17 protein-coding genes are annotated in these 25,965 nt (G+C 35.9%); 6 read left to right on the forward strand and 11 right to left on the reverse strand.

From position 1 onward, the window contains the following. The first annotated feature begins 138 nt into the window (after positions 1-138). Positions 139-606, forward strand: coding sequence for a DUF1456 family protein (locus tag OZP07_RS14995; protein ID WP_281635728.1), 468 nt, complete (start codon positions 139-141; stop codon positions 604-606). A gap of 46 nt (positions 607-652) precedes the next feature. Here OZP07_RS14995 and OZP07_RS15000 read toward each other — a convergent pair whose 3' ends face one another. Continuing rightward, complete coding sequence (locus tag OZP07_RS15000) at positions 653-2,218, reverse strand: protein adenylyltransferase SelO (RefSeq protein ID WP_281635729.1); 1,566 nt, start codon at positions 2,216-2,218, stop codon at positions 653-655. 187 nt (positions 2,219-2,405) lie between these two features. On the opposite strand from OZP07_RS15000, the gene OZP07_RS15005 reads away from it, so the two are divergent. Further along, a complete protein-coding gene (locus OZP07_RS15005; RefSeq protein ID WP_281635730.1) occupies positions 2,406-3,551 on the forward strand; it encodes a geranylgeranyl reductase family protein in 1,146 nt (381 codons plus the stop codon). 89 nt (positions 3,552-3,640) lie between these two features. Here OZP07_RS15005 and sucC read toward each other — a convergent pair whose 3' ends face one another. Then, a complete protein-coding gene (gene sucC / locus OZP07_RS15010) occupies positions 3,641-4,834 on the reverse strand; it encodes an ADP-forming succinate--CoA ligase subunit beta (RefSeq protein WP_194639551.1) in 1,194 nt (397 codons plus the stop codon). Positions 4,835-5,233: 399 nt separating this feature from the next. On the opposite strand from sucC, the gene gltB reads away from it, so the two are divergent. The 3 genes from gltB to lysA all read left to right on the forward strand — a co-directional run bounded on the left by gltB (position 5,234) and on the right by lysA (position 12,757). After that, positions 5,234-9,751, forward strand: coding sequence for a glutamate synthase large subunit (gene gltB / locus OZP07_RS15015; RefSeq protein ID WP_281635731.1), 4,518 nt, complete (start codon positions 5,234-5,236; stop codon positions 9,749-9,751). A gap of 2 nt (positions 9,752-9,753) precedes the next feature. Continuing rightward, complete coding sequence (locus tag OZP07_RS15020; protein WP_281635732.1) at positions 9,754-11,208, forward strand: glutamate synthase subunit beta; 1,455 nt, start codon at positions 9,754-9,756, stop codon at positions 11,206-11,208. A gap of 322 nt (positions 11,209-11,530) precedes the next feature. After that, positions 11,531-12,757, forward strand: a complete 1,227-nt coding sequence (gene lysA / locus OZP07_RS15025; RefSeq protein ID WP_281635733.1) for a diaminopimelate decarboxylase — start codon at positions 11,531-11,533, stop codon at positions 12,755-12,757. 56 nt (positions 12,758-12,813) lie between these two features. Here the strand turns inward: lysA and OZP07_RS15030 are convergent, their stop codons facing one another. From OZP07_RS15030 to mnmA, 6 genes are all read right to left on the reverse strand, one after another. Beyond that, the gene (locus OZP07_RS15030; RefSeq protein WP_281635734.1) at positions 12,814-13,779 is read right to left on the reverse strand and encodes a c-type cytochrome; all 966 of its coding nucleotides are present in this window, start codon (positions 13,777-13,779) and stop codon (positions 12,814-12,816) included. A 137-nt stretch (positions 13,780-13,916) separates the two neighbouring features. Then, entirely contained in the window at positions 13,917-15,533 is a 1,617-nt protein-coding gene (pafA, locus tag OZP07_RS15035) for an alkaline phosphatase PafA (RefSeq protein WP_194639560.1), read from the reverse strand. A gap of 424 nt (positions 15,534-15,957) precedes the next feature. Continuing rightward, complete coding sequence (locus OZP07_RS15040; RefSeq protein ID WP_281635735.1) at positions 15,958-16,371, reverse strand: hypothetical protein; 414 nt, start codon at positions 16,369-16,371, stop codon at positions 15,958-15,960. A gap of 38 nt (positions 16,372-16,409) precedes the next feature. Next, entirely contained in the window at positions 16,410-17,354 is a 945-nt protein-coding gene (locus tag OZP07_RS15045; protein WP_281635736.1) for an NAD(P)H-dependent flavin oxidoreductase, read from the reverse strand. Positions 17,355-17,365: 11 nt separating this feature from the next. Beyond that, the gene (locus tag OZP07_RS15050; RefSeq protein ID WP_281635737.1) at positions 17,366-18,979 is read right to left on the reverse strand and encodes a S8 family serine peptidase; all 1,614 of its coding nucleotides are present in this window, start codon (positions 18,977-18,979) and stop codon (positions 17,366-17,368) included. A gap of 26 nt (positions 18,980-19,005) precedes the next feature. Next, complete coding sequence (gene mnmA / locus OZP07_RS15055; RefSeq protein WP_281635738.1) at positions 19,006-20,193, reverse strand: tRNA 2-thiouridine(34) synthase MnmA; 1,188 nt, start codon at positions 20,191-20,193, stop codon at positions 19,006-19,008. 460 nt (positions 20,194-20,653) lie between these two features. Between mnmA and OZP07_RS15060 the strand changes: the two genes are divergently transcribed. Beyond that, positions 20,654-22,531: a PEP/pyruvate-binding domain-containing protein gene (locus OZP07_RS15060; protein ID WP_281635739.1), complete on the forward strand. Its 1,878-nt coding sequence runs from the start codon at positions 20,654-20,656 to the stop codon at positions 22,529-22,531. A gap of 44 nt (positions 22,532-22,575) precedes the next feature. Here OZP07_RS15060 and OZP07_RS15065 read toward each other — a convergent pair whose 3' ends face one another. The 3 genes from OZP07_RS15065 to yidC form a co-directional block, all read right to left on the reverse strand. Beyond that, a complete protein-coding gene (locus tag OZP07_RS15065; protein WP_281635740.1) occupies positions 22,576-23,133 on the reverse strand; it encodes a DUF4956 domain-containing protein in 558 nt (185 codons plus the stop codon). A gap of 33 nt (positions 23,134-23,166) precedes the next feature. Continuing rightward, positions 23,167-23,886 carry a toxin-antitoxin system YwqK family antitoxin gene (locus OZP07_RS15070; protein WP_281635741.1) on the reverse strand — a complete coding sequence of 240 codons (720 nt, stop codon included), beginning with the start codon at positions 23,884-23,886 and terminating at the stop codon, positions 23,167-23,169. Positions 23,887-24,063: 177 nt separating this feature from the next. Beyond that, a complete protein-coding gene (gene yidC, locus OZP07_RS15075; RefSeq protein ID WP_281635742.1) occupies positions 24,064-25,959 on the reverse strand; it encodes a membrane protein insertase YidC in 1,896 nt (631 codons plus the stop codon). Positions 25,960-25,965: the final 6 nt, after the last annotated feature.

Below are 25,965 nucleotides of genomic sequence, written 5' to 3' on the forward strand. Positions count from 1 at the left end.
TATCCGTCAAAAATAATCGAATTAAAATTTATTTTCAAGACTAACAATATTATTTATTTTAAGTAACAGAGAATCGTAATTCTTAATTCATAAATCGTAATTAGCAAATGCTTATCTTTGCACTTTAAACATACAAAAATGACAAATAACGATATATTCAAAAAGCTTCGGGTAGCATTAATGCTCCGTGATGACCAAATAGTGGAAATTTTAGAATTGGTAGATTTCCGAATTTCAAAATCTGAATTGGGAGCTTTTTTCCGTGATGAAAAACATGAAAACTATATGGAATGCGGTGATCAGGTACTCCGTAATTTCCTAAACGGATTGGTAATTCATTTGAGAGGAACAAAAGAAAATCCAAAAAATCCGAATGACGTTATTGCCAAACACAAAGCGCAAATCCCTGTAAAAAATAATGATTCCAAAAGACCTGAGTTTAAGCCAAAAACCAAAGACCCAGAAAAAGAAAGAGCTGATCAAGCTCCAGGAAAATTAAATTCTGCAGTTAAAAAACCAGCAAAAAAACAATTCCCAAAAGGTAACGGTAAACCGTCAGTTGTAGAAAAAGTGAAATACAATTTCGGCAAAAACAAAAAATCCTAAGTTTTCTTAGGATTTTTTGTTTACAGTAATATCACTCAAGAGCTAATTAAGAACTGCAGCTCAACATCGAACAGCCTACTTTATCCCTAGCCCAGTCAGGTCTTTTGGCAAACCATTTTTGGTTCTCCGGCTGTTCTTCATAAGGCTTTTTTAGCAATTCAAACAATTCATTCAGTAAAGAATAATCACCTTTATCGGCATCATCAATACATAATTGAGCCATATAATTTCGCAAAACATATTTAGGATTCACTGAATTCATCTGCTCTTTTCTTTCAGCATCTGTAAGCGTTTCTTCATTTATTCTGCTGCTATAATGCCCAAGCCAGATTTTCCAGTTATCCAAAACAGATTCTTCAAGATTTTGTTTATTGTAAAAAGCTTCGGCTATTTTATCAAAAGCAATTACATCTGAATCTTCTTTTAGAATAATACCCAAATTTCTAAAGAAAATAGTCATATCAGTTTCTGTCAATTGAAGCAGTTCAGTCAAACTTTCAATTAGAACAGCATCTTGATCCTTAATTATTCTAAAACCGAGTTTATTGCGCATCATATTCAAGTACTCTGTTTCATAATCACTGCTAAAAGCTTTTAAAATTTCCTCAAGCGGTTTAGCATCGTTTATCAAAGGAAACAAAGCATTTGCCAATTGATATAAATTCCATAAAGCAACATTAGGCTGATTACCGAAGCGGTATCTTTTATTCTGTCTGTCGGTTGTATTTGGAGTCCAATTTGGGTCGTAATCTTCCAGCCAGCCATAAGGACCATAATCTATAGTTAATCCGTGAATCGACATATTATCAGTATTCATTACACCGTGAACAAAACCAACTCTCTGCCAATGCACAATCATCTCTCGCGTAGTTTTGGATACCGTTTTAAAAAATTCCAGATACTTTTCCGCACCTTCACTTTTTATATCTGGAAAATGATGTTTGATAGTATAATCAGCCAGTAATTTGAGATTAACACGATCATTTCGGGAATAAAATAATTCAAAACTGCCAAAACGAATAAACGAAGGCGCAACCCTGCAGACAATAGCTCCTTTCTCGTAAGCAGGATTTCCGTTATAGAGAATATCACGTAAAACCTGATCACCTGAAAGCATCAGCGAAAGCGAACGCGTAGTAGGCACACCTAGATAATACATCGCTTCGGCACACAAATATTCCCTTATTGAAGAACGCAGTACAGCAAAACCATCTGCTGTGCGGGAATAAGGCGTTGGCCCTGCTCCTTTTAACTGCAATGTATATGATTTATCATTATAAACCACTTCGGTTAGATTAATCGCGCGGCCGTCACCTAATTGTCCAGCCCAACTCCCAAACTGATGCCCCGCATAAGCTAAAGCATATGGTCGGGTTTCCGGATAAAGACTATTTCCTGAAAAAACATTCAAAAAATCCTCTGATAAAACATCTTCATGAGACATTCCCAACAAATCAGCCACGTCTTCTGATACATGAATCAAAGAAGGATCTGAAGGCTGTTTTGGCAGTACATAGGAAAAACAGGCTTTTTCTACCTGTCTTGGAATATTGGTTTCATTAGAATCGGCAGGCAGTTCGGCTGTAAAAGTATTTTGGATATGAAGTTTCATTTCTTGCTGAATTAATATTATGTAAAGTTATTCCATATCTGAGACATAATTGAAACCCTGCAATAACTTTATTTTATATGCGTCTTCGATATACTTATGAAGTGAAAGTAAAACGATATTTATAAAATGCAGACAACAGATAATTTTGAAGATTCCGAAATATTAATTTAGTTTTGCTAAAAAACTCATGAAATCATTTGATGTAGCTATTATTGGCAGTGGTCCTTCAGGAGCATCGGCAGCTTTTGAATTATCCAAATCAGGAATTTCAACAGTAATTATAGAAAAAGAAACCTTACCAAGGTATAAAACTTGTGGCGGAGGTCTTGTTTTTAGAGGGCTGAAAATGATGCCATTTGACATATCTTCTGTAGTTGAGAAAGAATTCTATGCAATTGACACTTATTTTTCCCAAAAACATCCCTGCATAACAACCAGAAGAAAAGAACCAATCGTCAGCATGGTAATGCGTGATGCTTTTGATAATTTAATTGTTGAAAAAGCCAGAAACAATGGAGTCACTTTATTACAGAATCATAAAGTAGTAGACATTACATTTGGAGAAACCCAGACAATCCATACAACTGAAGGAGATGTTACTGCAAAATTTATTATCGCTGCAGACGGCGCATTAAGCCCAATAGCAAAAATAGCGGGTTGGAAAGAAACAAGAACAATAATTCCGGCATTAGAATATGAAGTTGAAGTTCCAGCAGCCGATTTTGAACGATTGTCAAATGATGCACGTTTTGATATTGATGCAATTCCTTATGGGTACGGATGGTGTTTTCCTAAAAAAAATCATCTTTCGATTGGCGTTGCTGTTGTCATAAAAACCAATAAAAAAATCAACCTTAAAGAATATTATGCTGCCTATTTAAAAAGATTAGGTATTACCGAAATTCTTAAAGAAGAAGGACATGGTTTTGTTATTCCCGTAGCACCTAGAACAGATTTTTTTGTTCAAAAAAATGTTTTTTTAACTGGAGATTCTGCGGGTCTCGCCGATCCATTAGTTGCAGAAGGTATTTCAAATTCTATTTTAAGCGGCATACAGGCAGCCGAAGCAATCATCGAAAGTCAATTAGATCCCGAAAAAGCTGCAGTTTTATATACTGAAAAATTAAAAACCGGCATTCTGCCTGAAATCGAAAAGGCCAAAGTGCTCTCCTACCATTTCTACAGCAAAAAAAGCTTCAGAAATATTATTTTAATGAAATACGGACAATATGCAGCCGAAGCACTGACTGATTTGTTTATGGGAGAAAGAACATACCCAAAAGACTACTTAAAAAGCATCACCAAAAAAATTAAAGACGCTATTTTTTTTTAAAACCATAAAATCTGCAGATTCATTAACTCCATAAAAAAAATCCTGAGCATAAACTCAGGATTTTTAGTATAATAAATTGTCTTATTGAATTAAGATAGAGCAGCCTGAACTTGATCAGCAGCTTCTTGAAACTGTACAGCAGATAAAATCGGCATTCCAGAATTATCAATTAATTCTTTTGCTATTTCAGCATTTGTACCTTGCAGACGAACAATGATTGGCACTTTAATAGCGTCTCCCATGTTTTTATAAGCATCAACAACACCTTGAGCAACACGGTCACAACGAACGATTCCTCCAAAAATGTTAATTAAAATTGCTTTTACGTTTTGATCTTTCAAGATAATACGGAAAGCTGTTTCAACACGTTTTGCATCTGCAGTTCCTCCGACGTCAAGGAAGTTTGCTGGTTCAAAACCTGCATATTTAATCAAATCCATAGTTGCCATTGCAAGACCGGCACCGTTTACCATACATCCCACTGTTCCGTCAAGATCTACGTAGTTCAATCCTACCTCTTTAGCTTCAACCTCGATTGGATTTTCCTCACGGATATCACGCATATCAGCATATTTCTTTTGTCTGAATAAAGCGTTATCATCAATATTTACTTTAGCATCAACAGCTAAAATTTTATCATCAGAAGTTTTTAAAACTGGATTGATTTCAAACATAGAAGCATCAGAACCAATGTAAGCATTGTATAATGAATCAATGAATTTAACCATTTCTTTGAAAGCATTTCCAGAAAGACCTAAGTTGAAAGCAATTCTTCTTGCTTGGAAACCTTGCAAACCAACAGCTGGATCAATTTCTTCTGTAAAAATTAAGTGCGGTGTGTGCTCTGCAACTTCTTCGATATCCATACCTCCTTCAGTAGAATACATAATCATGTTGCGTCCTGTAGCTCTGTTTAAAAGAACAGAAACATAAAACTCAGAAGTTTCGCTTTCACCTGGATAATATACATCCTCAGCAATTAAAACTTTGTGAACTTTTTTTCCTTCAGCAGAAGTCTGTGGCGTAATTAACTGCATTCCGATGATTTCTTCTGCAATTCCTTCTACTTTGTCAATTCCTTTAGCAAGTTTAACTCCACCGCCTTTTCCACGGCCGCCTGCGTGAATTTGTGCTTTAACCACATACCAGCTTGTACCAGTTTCAGTAGTTAATTGTTTTGCAGCAGCTACAGCTTCTACTGAACTATTAGCTACAATACCGCGCTGAATGCGGACTCCGTAGCTAGCTAAAATCTCTTTTCCTTGATATTCGTGTATGTTCATAATTTATGTTTTGACTGGATCCTGAATTTATTTCAGATCGAAAGTGGCACAAAAATAGCAAAATTTAATTTAATTGAAATTTTTTTTAAGCATATATCCTGCTTACTTTTAAAAATGTGACCAATACTCAATCAGATAAACTAAATTTAAAAATAATCATATATTTTGTTAAAATAATCACTCAGATGAAGTATAACCCTATATTTATTACAAAAAAAGACTCTTTTAAAAAATAAAAAAAATATTTATTGCTGATATGTCAATTCAAAAGTAAAAAATCAGCATTATTGTCAATTATACATTACTTTTTTAATTTTATAACAAAAATCAAGCCTTATGCAATAGATTCATTCGTTATATGTTAAGAAATATTTAATTTTGTAAAAAAAAATATCAAGCATGAGAGTTAAAGAACAAGGGCTTTATTTACCCGAATTTGAGCACGACAACTGTGGCGCAGGATTTATATGTAATTTGAACGGAATTAAGTCTAATGACATTATTCATAAGGCTCTGGACATCCTAATCAAGCTGGAACATCGTGGAGCGGTAAGCTCGGATGGAAGAACTGGAGACGGAGCTGGAATCTTATTTGATATCCCACATGATTTCTTCAAAAAAGTCTGTGATTTTGAAATCCCGGAAGTTAGAGAATATGCTGTAGGTATGACATTTATGCCAAAAAGCCCTAACCAGGTTGCTTTTTGTAAAGAAACTTTTGAATCTGCCATAAAAGATCAAAACCTATCAATTTTAGGATGGAGAGATGTTCCTGTGGATGTTTCTAATTTAGGACAGATTGCAGCAGAAAAAGAACCAACCGTTAAACAGGTATTTGTTGGTAAAAATGGTTTAGATATTACTGAGCAGCAGTTCAATGCCAAATTATTTATGGCTAGAAAAATTGCTGAACATAAAATCCGCAATTCAAGAACTTCTGAAAGTCATATGTTTTACTTTTCAAGCTGTTCTACAACTACTATAATATATAAAGGACTATTGATGCCGGAAGACATCAGCAGATACTATACTGATTTATTAGACAGTGACTTGGTAACCCGTTTAGCTTTGGTTCATCAGCGTTTCTCTACAAACACTTTCCCTTCCTGGGATTTGGCACAGCCATTTAGATACATGTGTCACAATGGTGAAATCAATACATTAAGAGGAAACGTGAGCAGAATGCGTGCCCGCGAAGAATTGATGAAAAGTGATGTTTTTGGAGAAGATTTGAAAAAATTATTCCCAATCATCTTAGAAGGAAAATCAGATTCAGCTTCTATGGACATGGTTGTCGAGTTATTATTAATGACTGGACGCTCTTTACCTGAAGTAATGATGATGGTTGTTCCTGAAGCATGGGAAAAACACAAAACCATGTCGGATGAGAAAAAAGCATTCTACGAATACAATGCCTGTATCATGGAACCATGGGACGGTCCTGCTTCTATACCTTTTACTGACGGTAATGTAATTGGTGCATTATTGGACAGAAACGGATTGCGTCCATCTCGTTATACATTGACAAAAAGCGGATTTGTAATCATGTCATCAGAAATTGGTGTTCTTGACATCAAACCGGAAGATGTAGTACAGCACGGAAGACTGGAGCCAGGGAAAATGTTCCTTGTGGACATGAATGAAGGCCGTATCATCGAAGACGAAGAGGTGAAACATTCAGTAGTTTCAAAACGCCCTTACAGAGAATGGCTAAACAACAATTTATTGCAATTGGCCAACATTCCTTATACAAATAATGAAATTCCAACTGAACAAATTGATTTCGAAACCAGACTTCGCTTGTTCGGATACACTCATGAGGATTTAAAAACAATGATTAACCCAATGGGAGCTCAAGGTAATGAAGCATTGAGTTCTATGGGTAATGACACGCCTCTTGCGGTATTATCAGATCAGCCGCAATTATTGTATAACTATTTTAAAGAATTATTTGCTCAGGTAACAAATCCGCCTTTGGATGGTATTCGTGAAGAAATAATTACTGATACAAGTTTAGCAATTGGAGGTGATTACAACATCTTTGACATCACTGATGTTCACTGTAAAAAAATCAAAATTCAGAATCCTGTAATATCCAATGAGGATTTAGATAAAATAAAAAACCTTGACCACGCTGATTTCAAAACAGTTACTATTTCTACTTTATACAAAATACAAAAAGGAGTTAATGGTATGGAGCGTGCTTTGGAAAAATGTGTTCAGGCAACTTTCAAAGCAGTTTCAGAAGGATGCAACATCGTTGTACTCTCAGACAGAGGCGTAACAGAAGAATTAGCTCCAATACCTATGTTATTGGCTACTTCTTACATACACCACACTTTGAACATTCTTAAGGTTCGTTCAAATTTCGGAATCATAATCGAATCTGCGGAACCTCGTGAACCACACCATTTCGCTTTATTGTTCGGATATGGAGCAAGCGCAATCAACCCTTACATGGTAAACGAAATTATTCACAACCAAGTAAATGAAGGACACATAACTGGCGTTAAAGCTGATTATGCGATTGCAAACTTCAACAAAGCGATTGCAAAAGGAATTGTAAAAATCATGAACAAAATTGGTATCTCTACTTTACATTCATACAGAGCTGCCCAGATTTTTGAAATTTTAGGTCTTAACAAAACATTCTCTTCAAAATATTTCCCATACACTCCATCAAGAATTGAAGGTATCGGTCTAATGGAAATTGAAAGAGAAGTTAAGAAAAGACACCAGAATGCATTCCCTAAATCTAAAATTGCAAATCTATTGCCTTTAGAAATAGGCGGTGTTTACAGATGGAGAAGAAACGGTGAGAAACACATGTTCAATCCGACAACAATTTCTAAACTACAGCAAGCCGTTCGTTTGAACAGCCCTGAAAGCTATAAAGAATACTCTAAAATGGTCAACGAACAAAGTGAAAACTTAATGACTATCAGAGGTTTATTCGAATTCAACAACCTTGACCCTATTTCTATTGACGAAGTAGAGCCATGGACTGAAATCGTGAAAAAATTCAAAACTGGTGCGATGTCATACGGATCTATCAGTCAGGAAGCTCACGAAAATCTAGCGATTGCCATGAACAGAATCGGAGGTAAATCTAACTCTGGTGAAGGTGGAGAAAACCCAAAACGTTTCCAGAAAGAAATGAATGGAGATTCAAAAAACAGTGCTATTAAACAAGTAGCTTCTGGACGATTTGGAGTTTCTATCAACTATCTGACAAACGCTCAGGAGATTCAGATTAAAATGGCTCAAGGTGCAAAACCTGGAGAAGGCGGGCAATTACCTGGTGAAAAAGTAGTGCCTTGGATTGCAGAAACAAGAAACTCTACACCTTATGTAGGTCTTATTTCTCCTCCGCCACACCATGATATTTATTCTATTGAAGATTTATCTCAATTGATATTTGACTTAAAAAATGCCAACCGTGAAGCAAGAGTTAACGTTAAGTTAGTTGCCGAAGTAGGTGTTGGAACCATTGCTGCCGGTGTTGCCAAAGCAAAAGCCGATGTTATATTGATTTCAGGATATGACGGAGGAACTGGTGCTGCACCATTGACTTCTTTGCAACATACAGGTATTCCATGGGAACTTGGTCTTGCCGAAGCACAGCAGACTTTAATATTAAACGACTTAAGAAGCCGTGTAGTTTTAGAGTGTGACGGTCAATTGAAAACAGGACGTGACGTTGCTATCGCAGCATTGCTTGGAGCTGAAGAATTTGGTTTTGCAACTGCACCGCTTGTTGCTTCAGGATGTATCATGATGAGAGCCTGTCACTTGAATACCTGCCCAGTAGGTATTGCAACACAGGATCCAGAATTGAGAAAAAACTTCAAAGGAACGCCAGAACACGTTATTAACTTTATGTACTTTATTGCAGAAGAGTTAAGAGAAATCATGGCACAGCTTGGATTCAGAACATTGAAAGAAATGGTTGGACAATCGCAGAAATTAAATGTTAATAAAGCGATTAAACATTATAAAGCAAATGGATTAGACTTATCTACCATTCTTTACAAACCAGAGAAAGCGAAAACAGTTCCAAATCATAATACAACTACTCAAGATCACGCATTAGAAAATGTTCTTGACTTTGATATTATTAAAGCAGCTATTCCTTCTATTTACAGAAAAGAAAGAACAAGAGTTACTTTTAACATTAAAAATACGGACCGTTCCGTCGGAGCTATCTTAAGTAATGAGATATCAAAAATATACGGCGCTCAAGGATTACCAGAAGATACAATTCTTGTTGACTTTACTGGTTCTGCCGGACAAAGTTTCGGAGCATTTGCAACCAACGGTTTATCATTCAAAATACACGGAAACTGTAATGACTACTTAGGAAAAGGACTTTCCGGAGGAAAATTAATCATTAAAGTACCACCGACTGCAACTTTCAGTCCAGAAGATAACATTATCATTGGTAACGTTGCCCTTTATGGAGCAATTACTGGTGAAGCTTACATCAACGGTATGGCTGGTGAGCGTTTTGCAGTTAGAAACTCTGGAGCTACAGCTGTTGTTGAAGGAATTGGAGACCACGGATGTGAATACATGACCGGAGGAACAGTAGTTGTACTTGGCAAAACAGGAAGAAACTTCGCAGCTGGTATGAGCGGCGGTATTGCTTATGTATATGACGCCAAAAAGAAATTTGAAAATGGATTGTGCAATATGGAAATGGTTGCCCTAGAAACATTGGAAGAAGAAGATTTAGCCAAATTGAAACGCTTAATCAAAAACCATTCGATGTATACCAATAGCCCATTGGCGAAACGCCTATTGGCAGATTGGGAAAACGAAAGCAAAAATTTCACAAAAGTTATGCCAACTGATTACAAAAAAGCATTGCAAAGATTGGCAGAAGAAAAGCAAGTTCAAGAATTAATAGCACAATAGTCATGGGTAAAATAGGTGGATTTAAAGAATATAGCAGAACCGACGAAACTAACGTTGCTGTTTCTGAAAGAGTACAAAATTATAATGAGTTTACAATACCGGTAGAAAAAGAAAAACTAAAACAACAAGGTTCCCGATGCATGGATTGCGGGATTCCTTTTTGCCACAGTGGCTGTCCGTTAGGAAATTTAATTCCAGATTTCAACGACATGGTACACCATGAAGAATGGGAAAGCGCACTGCAGATTTTACAGTCTACAAACAACTTCCCAGAATTCACAGGCCGTTTATGTCCTGCACCATGTGAAAAATCATGCGTATTGGGAATTATCCAAGAGCCGGTTTCTATTGAAAATATTGAAAAAAGCATAATCGAAAGAGGTTTTGCTGAAGGATGGATCAAACCTCAGACTCCAGAAGTAAGAACTGGAAAAACTGTTGCTGTAATTGGATCAGGTCCTGCCGGATTAGCAGCAGCACAGCAATTAAACCGTGCCGGACATACCGTTACTGTTTTTGAAAGAGACAATGCAATTGGAGGCTTATTACGTTACGGAATTCCAAATTTCAAATTGGAAAAAGGAATAATCGACAGACGCGTAAAAATCTTGGAAGCTGAAGGAATCACTTTCAAAACTAACGTTAACGTAGGTGTTAACTTTAGTGTGGAAGAATTGAACTCTTTTGATTCTATCGTTTTATGCGGCGGAGCAACTGAAAGAAGAGGATTACCTACCAAAGGTGCTGACAGCAAAGGTGTAGTTCAGGCAATGGATTTCCTTACACAGCAGACTAAAGTATTGTACGGAGAAAAAATTGAAAACCAAGTATTGGCAACTGGCAAAGATGTTATCGTTATTGGCGGCGGAGATACAGGATCTGACTGTGTTGGAACATCAAACAGACACGGAGCGAAATCAGTTACTAATTTTGAGATCATGCCTAAACCGCCAATCGGAAGAAGCGAGACTACTCCTTGGCCATTTTGGCCTTTACAGTTAAAAACATCTTCATCTCACGAAGAAGGATGTGACAGAAACTGGCTAATTAATACTAAAGAATTCCTTGCTAATGAAAAAGGAGAACTAGTTGGATTAAAAACTGTTGAAGTTCAATGGAAAATAACTCCAGGACAAAGACCTGAATTAATCGAAAAAGAAGGTTCTGAGAAAATCTGGCCTTGCGATTTAGCTTTATTAGCTTTAGGTTTTACAGGTCCAGAAAAAACATTAGCAGAGCAGTTAGGTCTGGAAACTGATTTTAGAACTAATTATAAAGCAACCAATTATCAGACTAATGTTCCTCATATTTTCACCGCTGGTGATATGAGAAGAGGTCAGTCTTTAATTGTATGGGCTATCTCTGAAGGACGTGAAGCTGCTAGAGAAGTTGATTTGTACTTGATGGGTTATAGCAATTTACCAACAAAAGGTAATGGCGATTTACCAGCTTTATAATATTTGAAACAATAAATTTAAAAATCCCTTGATAGCACTTTTATCAAGGGATTTCTTTTTTAGGCAAAAACAAAATTTCAATTCGTTAAAAATTTAATTATTTGACAAAAAAAATGTTAACAGCTTATTCATTTAAGTCTTTTAAATTCCCTTTCTTTTGACATTTAATACAAATTTGAAGAAAACCTAAAAAGTTAAAAAAACAAACAAATAAGAACTATTTGTTACAATAAAAACAATTTGTTACATTTTGTTAAATAGTATCAATTAATTTGGTCGTAATATTAAAGAATAATAAATTTGTAAAAAATAATAATTAAAGATGCAAGCAAACGATTTACTACACTTAGCAGAACAATTTGGAAGTCCACTTTATGTGTATGATGCCGAAAAAATACAATCCCAGTATAATCGATTAACGAAGGCTTTTTCAAAAGTACCTAATTTACGCATCAACTATGCAATGAAAGCATTATCTAATGTTGCCATATTACAGTTATTGAGAGATATGGGATCTGGACTAGATACCGTTTCTATTCAAGAAGTTTTGTTAGGCTTACATGCTGGTTATGCACCAGAAAAAATATTTTATACTCCAAACGGCGTTTCTTTGGAGGAAATCGAAGAAGTACACGCATTAGGCGTACAGGTTAATATCGACAACTTATCCATATTGGAACAATTTGGTGCAAAACACCCGCATGTACCTGTTTGTATACGTATCAATCCGCACGTAATGGCAGGTGGTAATGCTAATATTTCTGTAGGCCACATTGACAGTAAATTTGGTATTTCTGTGCATCAGTTACCTCATCTGGTTCGTATTGTGGAAAACACTAATATGAATATCGCAGGTATTCACATGCATACAGGATCAGACATTCTGGATATTGAAGTGTTTTTATACGCTGCCGAAATTTTATTTGACGCTGCTAAAAACTTCAAAAACTTAGAGTTTTTAGATTTCGGAAGCGGATTTAAAGTTCCTTACAAAAAAGATGATATCGCAACAGATATTGATGAATTAGGTAAAAAGTTATCAAAAAGATTCAACGCTTTCTGTGCAGAATATGGTAAAGATCTGACTTTGATATTTGAGCCTGGAAAATTTTTAGTAAGTGAGGCTGGATTCTTTTTAGCAAAAGTAAACGTAGTAAAACAAACTACTTCAACAGTTTTTGCTGGAATTGACAGTGGTTTCAACCACCTGATCCGACCAATGTTTTACGGATCACAGCATTTTATCGAAAATATATCGAATCCAAAAGGAAAAGAGCGTTTTTACTCAGTTGTAGGATACATTTGTGAAACGGATACTTTTGCAACTAACAGAAGAATTGCTGAAATTAAAGAAGGAGATATTCTATCTTTCCGCAATGCAGGAGCTTACTGCTTCTCAATGTCTTCTAATTACAATTCAAGATACAAACCAGCAGAAGTTTTATGGATGAATGGACAAGGATATTTAATCCGTGCTCATGAAAAATTCGAAGACCTGCTTCAAAATCAGATTCCGCTGCCTGCTGAAATAGCTGTAGCAGCAGTATAAAACTAAAAAATCCCGAGACTGATGTTTCGGGATTTTTTTTTATAATAATCAGCTTGCTAATTCACAAATTTGATTACGCTATTCTTAATAGGTCTAATCGTTTTCAGATAGGCATAAATTGCTTTTAAATCCTGCTCTTTCATACCGCCGTACATTGTCCATGGCATAACAGTATTAAAATTACCTTTGCTTACTTTAACAGAAACATACGAACTATCAGTATAAGATTTAAAACGTTTCACAAAATCATCTTCAGACCATTTTCCAATCCCAGTAGCTTCATCCTGAGTAATATTGGACGAAAATGCAGTACCTCCAGTAACCATCGGGAATTCAAAACCGCCGGCCAATTCCATTCCTGCAATCGGTTTACCTTTTTCTTGTTTGGAATGACATTCTGCACAGGAAGCTGCGTTAAACAAATAACCGCCGTAAGCAACAGCATCACTTTCACTTGGCTTATTAGAAAAATGAGGTTTCTCAGGAATAGTATTAATTATAAAATTCATTGGAAAGTCTGCTTCAGATTCGGGAACTATATTTTCGATCGGTTTTAAGCTTCTTAAATAAACAATAATAGATTCCAAATCCTCTTTATCCATTTGCCCAAAATGCGGGTGCGGCATGATTGGAAACAGCGCTTTGCCATCTTTTGAAACACCGCTGGCAATTGCTCTCAATACTTCGGCATCTGTCCAGTCACCAATACCGGAAGGGGTAATATTTTTAGAATAAAAACTTCCCGGAAAACCAAATCTTTGATCAAAAACTTCACCGCCTTTTCCAAGAGTCCCTTCAGCCAATGGCCCCGAAAACTCATTCCAGTTCCTTGTAGAATGGCAATCTACGCAGACGCAGACGTGAGTTGCCAGATACTTTCCTCTTTCTAATCGGCTAGCTGTTGGCTTAATACTGAGATATTCCATTTCGCCAACATTTGGCAGAGCCAATTTAACGTAGAATAAAACTGCAGCCACAGCAATAACAAACAACAGCAAAAATCTTTTTATAATTTTCTTCATAATTAATGTTTTACTAAATAAAATATTCAAATTTAACAGTTTTACTTAAAATATCACACTATTAACAAACAAAAAGATATAAAAAAATCCCCATTCAAATGCATGAATGGGGACATTTCTGTAACTGTAAAGACAGTCTATTTTTTAACTAACAATTCCTCCAGAACTTCTGATTCAGTACCATTAGGAAAAGTAATTTTTAGCATTTTAGAAAGCGTTGGAGCTATTTCCGTTATATATTCTTTTTTATAAGATTCGCCTTTTGGAACATTCCAGCCATAAAAAAGCAATGGAACATTAGTATCATAACTATTAGGCGTTCCATGAGTTGTCCCAGTTTCTATACTCTCCAAAAATCCAGCTCCTTCAAGAATTACAAGATCACCGCTTTGTTTAACATCATAACCTTTGAAAATAAAACTCAAATAATAATCCTGTGCAGAACCTGTTAAAATATCTTCCTGAGTGTATACTCTTTTTACAAAAAACTGTGACATCAAAAATTCTTTGAAACTCTGCTTCACTTTAGCCAATTCCAATCCTTTTTCCTTAATCAGATCTCTGTTTAAAAAAACATTAAAATTAGAGTAGCTCAAAACTAAATTAGTCCCAAAAGTATCTGTTGAAAATTTATTCATCGAAGCAAGAATATCTTTTGAAGAAATATTAGTTACCTCATACTTACGATCTTTCAGATAAATCGGATTTTCGGCAACAGCATGGTCTGCAGTCAGGAAAACCAAGTAATTACCCTTACCTACTGTTTTATCTAAATTCTCCAAAAATGAAGCAATCGTAAGGTCCAAACGCAGATAAGTATCCTGGATTTCCATAGATCTTGGACCAAAAGTATGCCCAACATAATCAGTTGAAGAGAAACTTACAGTCAGGAAATCAGTAATATTGTCTTTTCCTAACTCTTCTTTCTCAATAGCTCTAACCGCTAATTCAGCCAAATAATCATTTCCAAACGGAGTAGTCTTCAAGACTTCCATTCCAGATTCTTTATAAATTTTATTCAAGTCATAAGGAAAAACAGGAGGCATACTTTTATCCAGTCTTCCCTCATATGGATTATTATCAGGAAGACTTTCGTTGTAAGTATCAATCGGCTTCAGCAGACTCCATCCTTTTTCGATATATTTCATAAAATTCTTTTCCTCATTAAATTGAGTCACCCAATCCGGCATTTTATCTCCATAAAAAGTACTAGAAATAAAAGCTCCAGATTTAGTACACCAAAAGGCCCAATTAGCAAAATGACCCGCAGGCAAAATAGCGCCGCGGTCCTTAATACTCATACCAATTACTTTCCCTTTGAAGTTGGTTGCCATACGAAATTCATCTGTAATCGTAGTACTCAAAAGATTTTTTGGCGACATTGCCCCTTCTTTTTCAGTACCTTCAACCAGCGTTTTCACACTGGCATCGTCAGTGCAGTACATATTTTTTCCTGTAGAGCGAACATACCAGTCATTCCCAATAATTCCATGCACAGCAGGAGTTGTCCCCGTATAAATAGAAGCGTGTCCTGGAGCAGTAAATGTGGGTACATAATTATAATTCATATTATAAAAAGTAAACCCGCTGTTCATCATTCTTTTAAAACCTTTAGCGGAATAATCATCTGAAAACCGGTATAAATACTCCATTTTCATCTGATCGACAACTATACCAACAACCAATTTTGGACGCTGCTGTGCTTGACTTTGTAAAGAAAAAACACATACTAAAAACAAAACAAATTTTCTCATAGATACAATTTATATAAAAAACAAAAATACACTTTATCTTGTAAAAACAGCAAAAAACAAAAAATACAAAGAATAAAATAATCAATTCTTAACCATAAATTATTAAATCATCAAAAATAATATGGGCGTGCCACCATTGAGAAAAGGGGCTCACATGCAGTACTGCTTATACAGCCCCTTTCCTCAATGCTGTCGGGCTATCCATGCCGCTTCGGCAGCTTATTTCTATCCCTCACGGTCACTGCTGATAAGAAGTTTAATGAAAATTACTGCAGTTCATCTTTTCATTATTAAAAAAATAACAGCCAAACAACTGCCTGTCTTCAAATCAAAGAAGAGTACTATTTCCGAAATAATTAAATGAATAACTAAAAAATAGAGTTTTCCAGACCAAATTATCAAACTGAACCGGGTAAAAACCTCTCTATTTGAAATTGACAATATTGTAAACCAGCACTCTGTCGGCATATTTAACATACAGCTGCTGTATGTTGTTCTGGTTTTTTCGGGTAATAAACGAAAGCATACAGTCTTCACCGCTGTTATCTTTGCAGACAAAACCGTAAATTAAATCTGTTTTACTTTCTTCAGTTGGGGAATATTCTACAATCTCAAACAATTGAATCACCTCCGAATAAATAGCAATTCTATTTTTTTTGGTATCAAGATTGACAATTATGCTCACTGGTTTAATCGGACTCCAATCGCCAAATTTGCCGTTTGCTCCTTTTACGGAAACACTTAATCCTGTCGTCTTAAATTTATACGTCTGGCTAAATCCTTGGTTCAAACCCAAAAAAACAAAAAGCAGGAGAAGTTTTATTCTGAATATATTCATTATTTAAAAAATTTGTAGAAAAAACAAAGGTAAGAATTTTAAAAATCAAATGAAACCACTTGCTGTTTGGCCTGCTCAAATTCGGCCATCATATTATCGATTATAACTTTTACCGGCAGAACTTCTTTTATCAATCCGGCAATCTGTCCAATTTCCAATTCGCCTTCTTCCAAATCACCTTCAAACATACCTCTCTTAGCTCTTGCTCTTCCCAGCAAAGCAGCTAATTCCTCTTTGCTGGGACATTGTCCATACAGCTGCTGTACATCTTGGTAAAATTTATTTTTAATCAAACGGACAGGCGCTAATTCTTTCAATGTTAATTGAGTTCCTCCTTCCTGAAGTTCAACAATTGTCTGCTTAAAATTTTCATGCGAGGAAGATTCTAATGAAGCTGCAAATCTGCTTCCAGCCTGTACGCCGTCTGCACCAAGAACCATCGCGGCAAGCATTCCCCGGCCGGTTGCAATTCCGCCCGCGGCAATTAACGGAATCGAAATTTTCTCTTTCACCATCGGAATCAAAGTCAAAGTTGTTGTTTCCTCCCTCCCATTATGTCCTCCAGCTTCAAAACCTTCAGCTACCACTGCGTCCACACCTGCATCCTGCGCTTTTAAAGCAAAAACAGAACTGCTCACAACATGAACTACCGTTATACCGTTTTCTTTCAAAAAAGACGTCCAGGTTTTAGGATTTCCAGCCGATGTAAAAACAATTTTCACGCCCTCATCAACAATAATCTTCATTATTTCCTCAATATTAGGATACAGCATCGGAACGTTGACACCAAAAGGTTTGTCGGTTGCTTTTTGACATTTCTGAATATGTTCCCGTAACACTTCCGGATACATCGACCCCGCTCCTATCAATCCCAATCCTCCTGCGTTACTCACAGCACTGGCCAATTTATAACCGCTGTTCCAGATCATTCCGCCTTGAACTATCGGATACTTAATATTGAAAAGGCTTGTAATTTTGTTCATAAAAAATTAGTTTATTGCTTTATTAGTTTACCGGAAAACATTTTATCTTCCCAATTTATGGTATAAATGTACATACCGGTCTGTAATGCTTTTAACAAAATTGAAGGCTGTTCTTTGCTAATTGTCTGTTCGAGCAATTTTTGACCAAGAACAGAATAGACTCTCACTATTCCAGAATCAAAATTTCCTGAAAAAGAAAAAGTACTCGAATCGCTTGCTGGGTTGGGATACAGAAAAACATCTTTTACCGTAAAATCAGTAACATTCAAACCGCTGGACAAAGTCAGACTGAAATCGGGAATTCCATAGCCGTATCGGTTGTCTGGACTTGTATACTTATCGGCAGACTTTACAATTAAAGCTCTAATTTCCTTATTGGTTTTATTTGGGAAAGCCTGCCACAAACAAGCAGCCATTCCTGCAGTAATAGGACTCGAAAAGGAAGTCCCGTCCGCAGTTACAATATTCCCAGACGAATCAGATAAAACCACAGATTGTCCTTGTGCCATTACATCAGGTTTTATTCTTCCGTCAAAAGACGGACCGACAGAACTAAAAGCAGTTACGGCTTTGGCAGCATCTACCGCCCCCACAGTAAGCACCGAAATACCATCTCCAGGAGCTCCAATATGCGGATTCATAGTCTCCCCTTCATTACCAGCCGAAACTACCACCATCATACCGCGGGAAAAAGCAATTTCTGCACCACGGGTTATAAAAGCCGTCTTACCATCCATTTCATTATAAGTATGGCTATAATTAGCATTATCATACTCAAAATAACCTAAGGAAGTATTAATCACATCTACGCCCAGACTATCCGCTTTCTCGGCCGCCTCTACCCAATAAGATTCTTCAACAGGATTTTCTGAAGAAGAATCCTCCGTTTTGAACAGGTAATAAGAAGCATCAGGCGCAGTGCCTACAAGAGCATTTTCCTTATAGCCGCCCATACACGAAAGAACCATCGTTCCGTGTGAGTCTCCAGTATAAAAATTAGTGCTTCTATTTACAAAATCATAACCGCCCAAAATTCGGCTGTTATCTCTAAGTCTCTGAAATGGCTGCGCAGTATTAACTCCAGGAAAACCAGCATCCAAAACAGCTATTATTTTGCCTGATCCCGTATAATTCTGCTGATGAAGCACATCACCATGAAGCATTTGAATCTGATTAGCCGAATTACCGTAAGCAAAATTCACTTGGGTTTCCATGACTTTATTTACTGTCTTTGTTTTTGCTTCAGCAGCTTTTCTTCCTGTACTGTTAAGTGATTTATTAGCAAAATCAACTTTTTCAACAAACGAAAAACTCTTCAAAGAATTGATAACGGTTTGTGTACCTCTAATATGCAAAGCATTCAGCCATTTGGATTTGGCTTTAACAGTAATACCCGCAACGGCTTTAATTTGGGAAATAAAACTAAGATCAATTGGAATATCCTTAGAATCCAAAGGAATATTCTGCACCGTTCTCCGATCCAAAGCTCTTTGGGAAAGCATATTCAAAGGATTGTCGTAAAAACTTTGGGAATTATTTTTGACACTAAAATACACCCAGGCATCCTCTTGGGAATACCCTGCAAAACAGGAAAAAAACAAAATAACAAAAAACGTTTTCTTCATATCCTGCATAAAATTAAGATTTTGACTTAAGAGATAACTCCAGAACCAATTAACTCATCATTGTGATACCAAGCAGCGAACTGCCCTTCGGTAATGGCTGACTGCGGTTCTTCAAATGAAATATACATACCGTTCTCAAATTGGTGCAAAACCGCTTTCTGCAGAGGCTGTCTATAACGAATACGCGCCATCACATCCATCGTTTCTCCATTAACCAAAGTCAGATCTTCTCGTATCCAATGCACTTCGGATTTATCAATAAACAGAGCGCTTTTAAAAAGTCCCGGATGACTGCTGGATAAACCAGTGTAAATTGTATTGGTGTCCACATCGGTAGCAATAACAAATAGCGGATCGGTTGTTCCTCCCACATTCAGCCCTTTTCGCTGTCCTACGGTAAAATAATGGGCTCCCTGATGTTTCCCCATAACCTTTCCCATTTTTGGAGTATATGGTAATTTTCTGGAAGCAAAAAGCAATTCTTCCTCTAATGACAATTCGTTCTGAATTTCATTAGAATATACAGGGTCATTTTTATCAATCTGAATAATTGTGCCTTCTTTCGGCTGTAATTTTTGCTGCAAAAATTCAGGCAGACGCACCTTACCGATAAAACATAAACCTTGAGAATCTTTCTTCTCTGCTGTCACCAGCTCCATTTCTGCAGCAATTTCACGCACTTCTGGCTTGGTCAGTTCTCCGATTGGAAACAAGGCTTTGGCTAATTGCCCCTGTGATAACTGGCATAAAAAATAAGACTGATCTTTATTATTATCAACACCAGCAAGAAGCTGATATGTTTTAACGCCATTCACTTCGATTTCACCTTTACGGCAGTAATGCCCGGTTGCCACATAATCGGCACCAAGACTCAAAGCGATTTTCATAAAAACGTCAAACTTTATTTCACGGTTACAAAGCACATCAGGATTTGGAGTTCTTCCTTTCTCGTATTCGCTGAACATATAATCAACAATTTTCTCCTGATACTGTTCACTCAAATCAACTGTCTGAAAAGGAATCCCTAATTTTTCAGCTACTAAAAGAGCATCATTGCTATCTTCCAGCCAAGGACATTCATTGGAAATGGTCACCGAATCATCGTGCCAATTTTTCATAAAAAGACCTATTACCTCATATCCCTGCTGCTGCAGTAAATATGCCGCAACACTTGAATCCACACCTCCGGAAAGACCTACAACAACTCGTTTCATTTACTGATACTTTTTTTTATCAAATGCAATTCTCTTATCAATATTGGTATCCAATGCCAGATAAAGACAATGCTCATTACATTATAATTTAATCTTTTGCAAAAGTACAAATAATATAGTTAGCCGCCATTATTTGAAATTGATGAAAACAATACTGCAATAAATGGAACTAATGTCATTATCGAATATTCATTTTTAGAATCGCAGCATGGTATCTGCATTTAAAAATTTCTGACACGAATTACACTAATTTACAAGAATTAAGATTGCTATATAATTACACAAAATATTCGAAACTGTACAAATTTGTAAAATTTGCTTTCAATTTTGATAAGAATTAGCGTTAATTGGTGAAATTCGTGTTTATCTTTTTTTTAAATGCGAATGCAGTGGAATCTTAGCAGCTTTTATAGATTATCTGCTTTTTTACTTACCTTTAATACTGAACAAAAAAATGAAAATGAAAAAATCGATTCTGTTATTTTTATTATTTTTCACTATAGCCGGCAAAGGACAAAACTTCGTGGCAGACATACCTACATACGAAGTTTATAAATCGCTGAAGGGAAAACCGCTGTCGGATAAATTCTCAAATATCGAATCGGTGAAAATTGTGTATGATTTAAAATGGAAAAAACTCTATTATTTCAATAGCGGCATCATCTCACATCATTATCAATTTGTAACGGAATATTTGGGATACAGCCAAGAACTGGCTGTTTTCAATACAGAAAATTACAGCAGCAAAGAAACAGGACGTGATTATCTACTGGGGAATTTAAATCACATCAAAGGGACAGATAAATGGATTTTTGAATTGGCTGTTTCTGACAAAATGCCTGTTACTGTAATTGAAAAATTTTTCAAGCTTGTTCAGGAAACAGCTTTTATGGGCAAATCATTGCAGTTCTATTTAAATGACCCAGAAAAAACAGAGCTCTACCGGCAAGGCAGATTCAAAATTCCCTGCGTGGATTCTAAATTTATTTTCAGCGAATTAAAATATCAGGAAGTTTCGTCGGGAAACTGCATTGGGATTTTAAAAGAATATAAAATCAAAGATTTGAATTCCATCAAACCAAAGGAAAATGAAATCGTGGTTCTGGACGGAACACCAGAAGTTCTGCCAAACGTAAAAGGAATCATCGTTAATGAACTGCAGACACCTTTGAGCCATTTAGTGATTTTGGGCAAAAACAGAAAAATTCCAATTATGGGCTACACCCCGGCTTTGACCGACAGTAGAATAAAATCTCTTTTGAACAAAAAAGTAGAACTGCAGATAGCCATTGACACCTTTTACATCAAAGAAACCGACAAGAAAATAAAATCTGCCCGCAGCATTAAAAAACGTAAACTCGTAATGGACACCACCGTGACTGGACTTGTCGACTTATCCAAAATAAACAAAAAAGGAGTTGAATCCATAGGTTCCAAAGCTCAAAATCTATCGTATTTAATCGCCATTGCAAAAGATTCTACATTCAAAGTTCCCGAAAATGCATATGCAATTCCATTTTATTACTACAACAGACACATTCACAGTAAAGACATTTTTCCGTTAATTAATGAACTTATAAACAATCCCAATAAAGATGTTCAGTGGATAAATATACAGCTGGAAAAAATCAGGAAAGCCATCAAAAAAGAACCTATTAATACCGATCTAATTACAGCATTAAACGAAAAGCTGGGTAATCAAAAAAAGTTCAAAAATTTCAGATTCCGTTCTTCAACAAATGCAGAGGATATTGATGGCTTCAACGGAGCAGGACTTTATGAATCAAAAACTGGAATTGTAGGCGATTCGATAAAATCTTTTGAAAAAGCCATCAAGCAAGTATGGGCGAGTGTTTGGAATGAGAGTTCGTACTGGGAAAGGGAAATTTTCGGAATTGACCAAAATAACATTGCAATGGGAGTTTTGGTACACCGATCTTTTCCGGATGAACTGGCAAACGGCGTTGTGATCACCACCAATTTATTTCGAAAAGATTTTGAAGGTATAACAGTGAATGTTCAAAAAGGCGAAAACTCGGTTGTAAAACCTAATAAAGGAGAAATCTGCGAACAGTTTACAGCTTATGATTTGAATATATTTGGAGAAAAAAGCGATAATGTCGATGTAGATTATATTTCGAATTCTTCCCTTAACGACAGCAAGCCATTGTTAAGCATTGCTGAGATCAATAATCTATTCAAAACCTGTAAAAAGATTGAAAGCAAAATGAATCGGTATTGGAATAAATTCAACCGAAAACCAGTGGACATTGAATTTAAAATAGTAGGCGAAAAAAGAAATCTCTACATCAAACAGGTTCGCATTTTCAATGATTGATGTTTAAAAGACAATCATTGACGACAATTTTTGATTATTAAACCCTAATAAAAAATCAGAATTTCAACTTGATTTGACGCCCTGTTAATAGTTAAAATTTCGAAATCGAAAACGGGAAACGGAACAATCTCTTCTATTTTTGTCTTTTGATTTGAAGCGTCAATGCTAAAAAATTCATCGTAAGTGAAAATCAATTTACAGCTTTTTCTATTATCAGGAGAAACGTGAACCAGCATCAGGGAGCCTAGCGTATAGAAAAAAATAATACTGATCTGGAAAAAAATCAAGACGCCATATTTTTCAAGCGGATACATGATATCCAAAATCGAGAGCGTAATAGTTGCAAAAAGAAATATTATTGCATTGAGCGAAAATGTCTGTCCCCTGAAACGCAAAATTGAAAAAATAGCAAAAAGCCCGAAACCAATCCCCACGCCAATTTCCACTTTGGTAAATAAGTAACACAGCGAAAATGTGCAAAAGCCAACGACAATTATCAATGGATTAATAGCTTCTTTATTCTTTCTGTTTGAGAAAAAATATAAAAAAAGCACCGAAAAAGTGAGTAACAGAAAACGGCATAACAGTTCGATTACATCCATACAATCACAAAGTTATTTTTTTTTAAATTCACCCTATTTATCAGTTTTAATATTATCTCTTTTAAGCTGAGGCTTTTTTGGCTTATCCATATTTTCCTCACTGTCCAGTTTGCCATTGATAAAAAACTGCCACTTTCCTATTTTCTTGCCATTTTTGAATTTTCCTTTGGCAATCACAAGATTATTCGGGTCTTTGTAAACAGCTTCACCTTCGTACTCATTATTTTTAAAAAAACTTAGTTCCAAAACAATTCCTTTCTCAGAATATTTTTTATAGACACCTTCTTTTAATCCGTTTTTATAAATCGTTTCATCCACAGCTTTCCCGCTTGGATAATAAACTGTCCGCACACCGTCGAGTTTTCCATTCTTGTAATTCTCCAAAGTCATCAACGATTTGGAGGCCTTATGATAATATTTCCATTGCCCTTCACGCAGTTTGTTTACTTCCTTTCCTTCACTCACAATATTCTTGTTCTGGTCATAAAAAACAGTGTAGCAGGAGTTATCTGCAGCATTGAAAGTCCTTGTGGCAATGATAGATTTGGCTTTTGTATCATCATAAAAATTAAAAACACCAACTTCTTTTCCGTGGTCAAAAGTACCTTCGTAACGCTGTCTCCCCGATTCGGCATAAAAACCTTTCCAAATACCGTGTTTTTTACCATTGGCATCTACAGGATTGGCATCAGTCTGCGAAAAAACTGCCTGACAGCATAAAAAAAGGACAAAAACTCTAAAAACAGCTAACATATAATTCTAATTTAAATTATTCAAAAATCAATACTATAACATCAAAAAACGGCTAATAGTATGATCTTTTATTTATTTCATAAAAGTACAAAACCAAGTACTATTAAAATTAATTCTCTTTATAAAAAACAAAAAGCTCCTATTTTACTAGGAGCTTCAGCAATATTTATCAAAATATTATTTCTTTTTTGCTTTTTGAGCCTCGGCCTGTTCCATAGCTTCTTGTAATCGCTGTTGGAATTTACCTGGTTTTTTAGGCTCTTTCAGTTTGTTTTCCTGAATCTGAGCATGAATTTTATCCGAATCTACAATGTAATTCTTGATCACAAACATAATCCCGATAGTGATTAAGTTCGATATAAAGTTATACAAACTCAATCCTGCACCATAACTGTTGAAGAAAATCAACATCATAATTGGCGAAACATAAATCATCATTTTCATCATTTTGGCCATATCCGGCATACCTTCCTGCTGAGGAGCTGCCATCTGCTGATCACCAGAAGTCATTTTCATGTAGAAGAAAATCGCAATTGCTGCCAAAATTGGAAACAAACTGATATGATCACCGTACAATGGAATATGGAAAGGCAATTTATAAACAGAGTCAAATGAAGATAAATCATCTGCCCAAAGGAATCCTTTTTGTCTTAACTCAAAAGCAGACGGAAAAAACTGAAACGAAGCATACATAAACGGAATCTGAATCAAAGCCGGAATACAGCCCGCCATAGGATTGACACCAGCTTTTGAATACAGTTTCATCGTTTCCTGCTGTTTTTTCATCGGGTCTTTTTTATATTTTTCACCCAGCTCAGTAATGTCCGGACGCAACACTTTCATCTTCGCCTGCGACAGGAATGACTTATAAGTAATAGGCGACATCGCTAATTTTATAAGAATCGTAAAAATAATAATCGCAATTCCGTAAGAAATTCCTCCTGTTAAAAATCCAAATAACGGAATGAAAATAAATTTATTAATCCACCCAAAAATCCCCCAGCCAAGCGGAACTATTTTTTCAATGTTTTTATCATAAGCTTTCAAAGTAGCATAATCAGTTGGTCCAAAATACCAGCTCATTTTATAATCCAGTTCACCATTATGGAAAGCCAAAGGTACTGCCGCTTTTAGATCCTTTATAAAAACAGTATCTTTTGTTTCATCCAAAGCCAATTTATTCGATTTTAACTGTGCTTTTTCAAAAGGAGTATCTGTTATCAGAATAGACGCGAAAAAATGCTGTTTGAAAGCAATATAAGATACTTTGTCCGGTGTTTCTTCTTTATCTTTTCCGTCATTAACATAGTTATGCTTATTGTCTTCGTATTGATAACGGACTTCGGTATAACGATTTTCATAAGCGATGCTTTTCTCACTTCTGTACGTTTTCATATTCCACTGTAAATCCAATGGTTTGCCCGTATTAAGTACTTTATTCAAACCTTGAGAACGAATATCAAAACCAACCATATAATCCTTTGGTTTCAAAATATATTTGTATTCTAAATATTCATTGGCACCCGCTTTCAATTTCATAGAAAGGATTTGGTCAGCACCAGATTTAGTCAATGCAGGCTCAAAATAAAGGTCTTTAGTATTTAAAATGCGATTGTCGCTTGTCTGCAGCTGAATGTTCAAATCGGCATTGTTGTCTTTGATTAAAGAAACCAGCTGTCCAGAATTTTTCTTGAATTTTTCAAAATTCTTCAAAGTAGCTTCAACAATGTACCCTCCTTTATTTGCAATTTTCAATAATACATAATCATTTTCGATTGTTGTAACATCATTTTTTGCAGAAGGCAACGTTGCAGAATAAGCAAACCCGCCTAATGTTTTTTGCAATTGTGCCAATTGGGTAGAATCTCCAGGCATAATAACTGCTGCTGGAGCCACAGCTTGTTTAGCAGCCACAGCCTTTGCCTGAGCTTCTTTTGCGACCAATTCTTTTTTAGCCTTTTCTGCAGCAAGCTGTGCCTCTGAAGGTTTGTTTTGGTACATCATCCAAAAGAATATACCAACGATTAATAACATACCTATAATCGAGTTAAGGTCTAATTTTTTTTCTTCCATTTTTTT

The organism is Flavobacterium marginilacus (genome assembly GCF_026870155.1).
GTDB classification, from domain to species: domain Bacteria; phylum Bacteroidota; class Bacteroidia; order Flavobacteriales; family Flavobacteriaceae; genus Flavobacterium; species Flavobacterium marginilacus.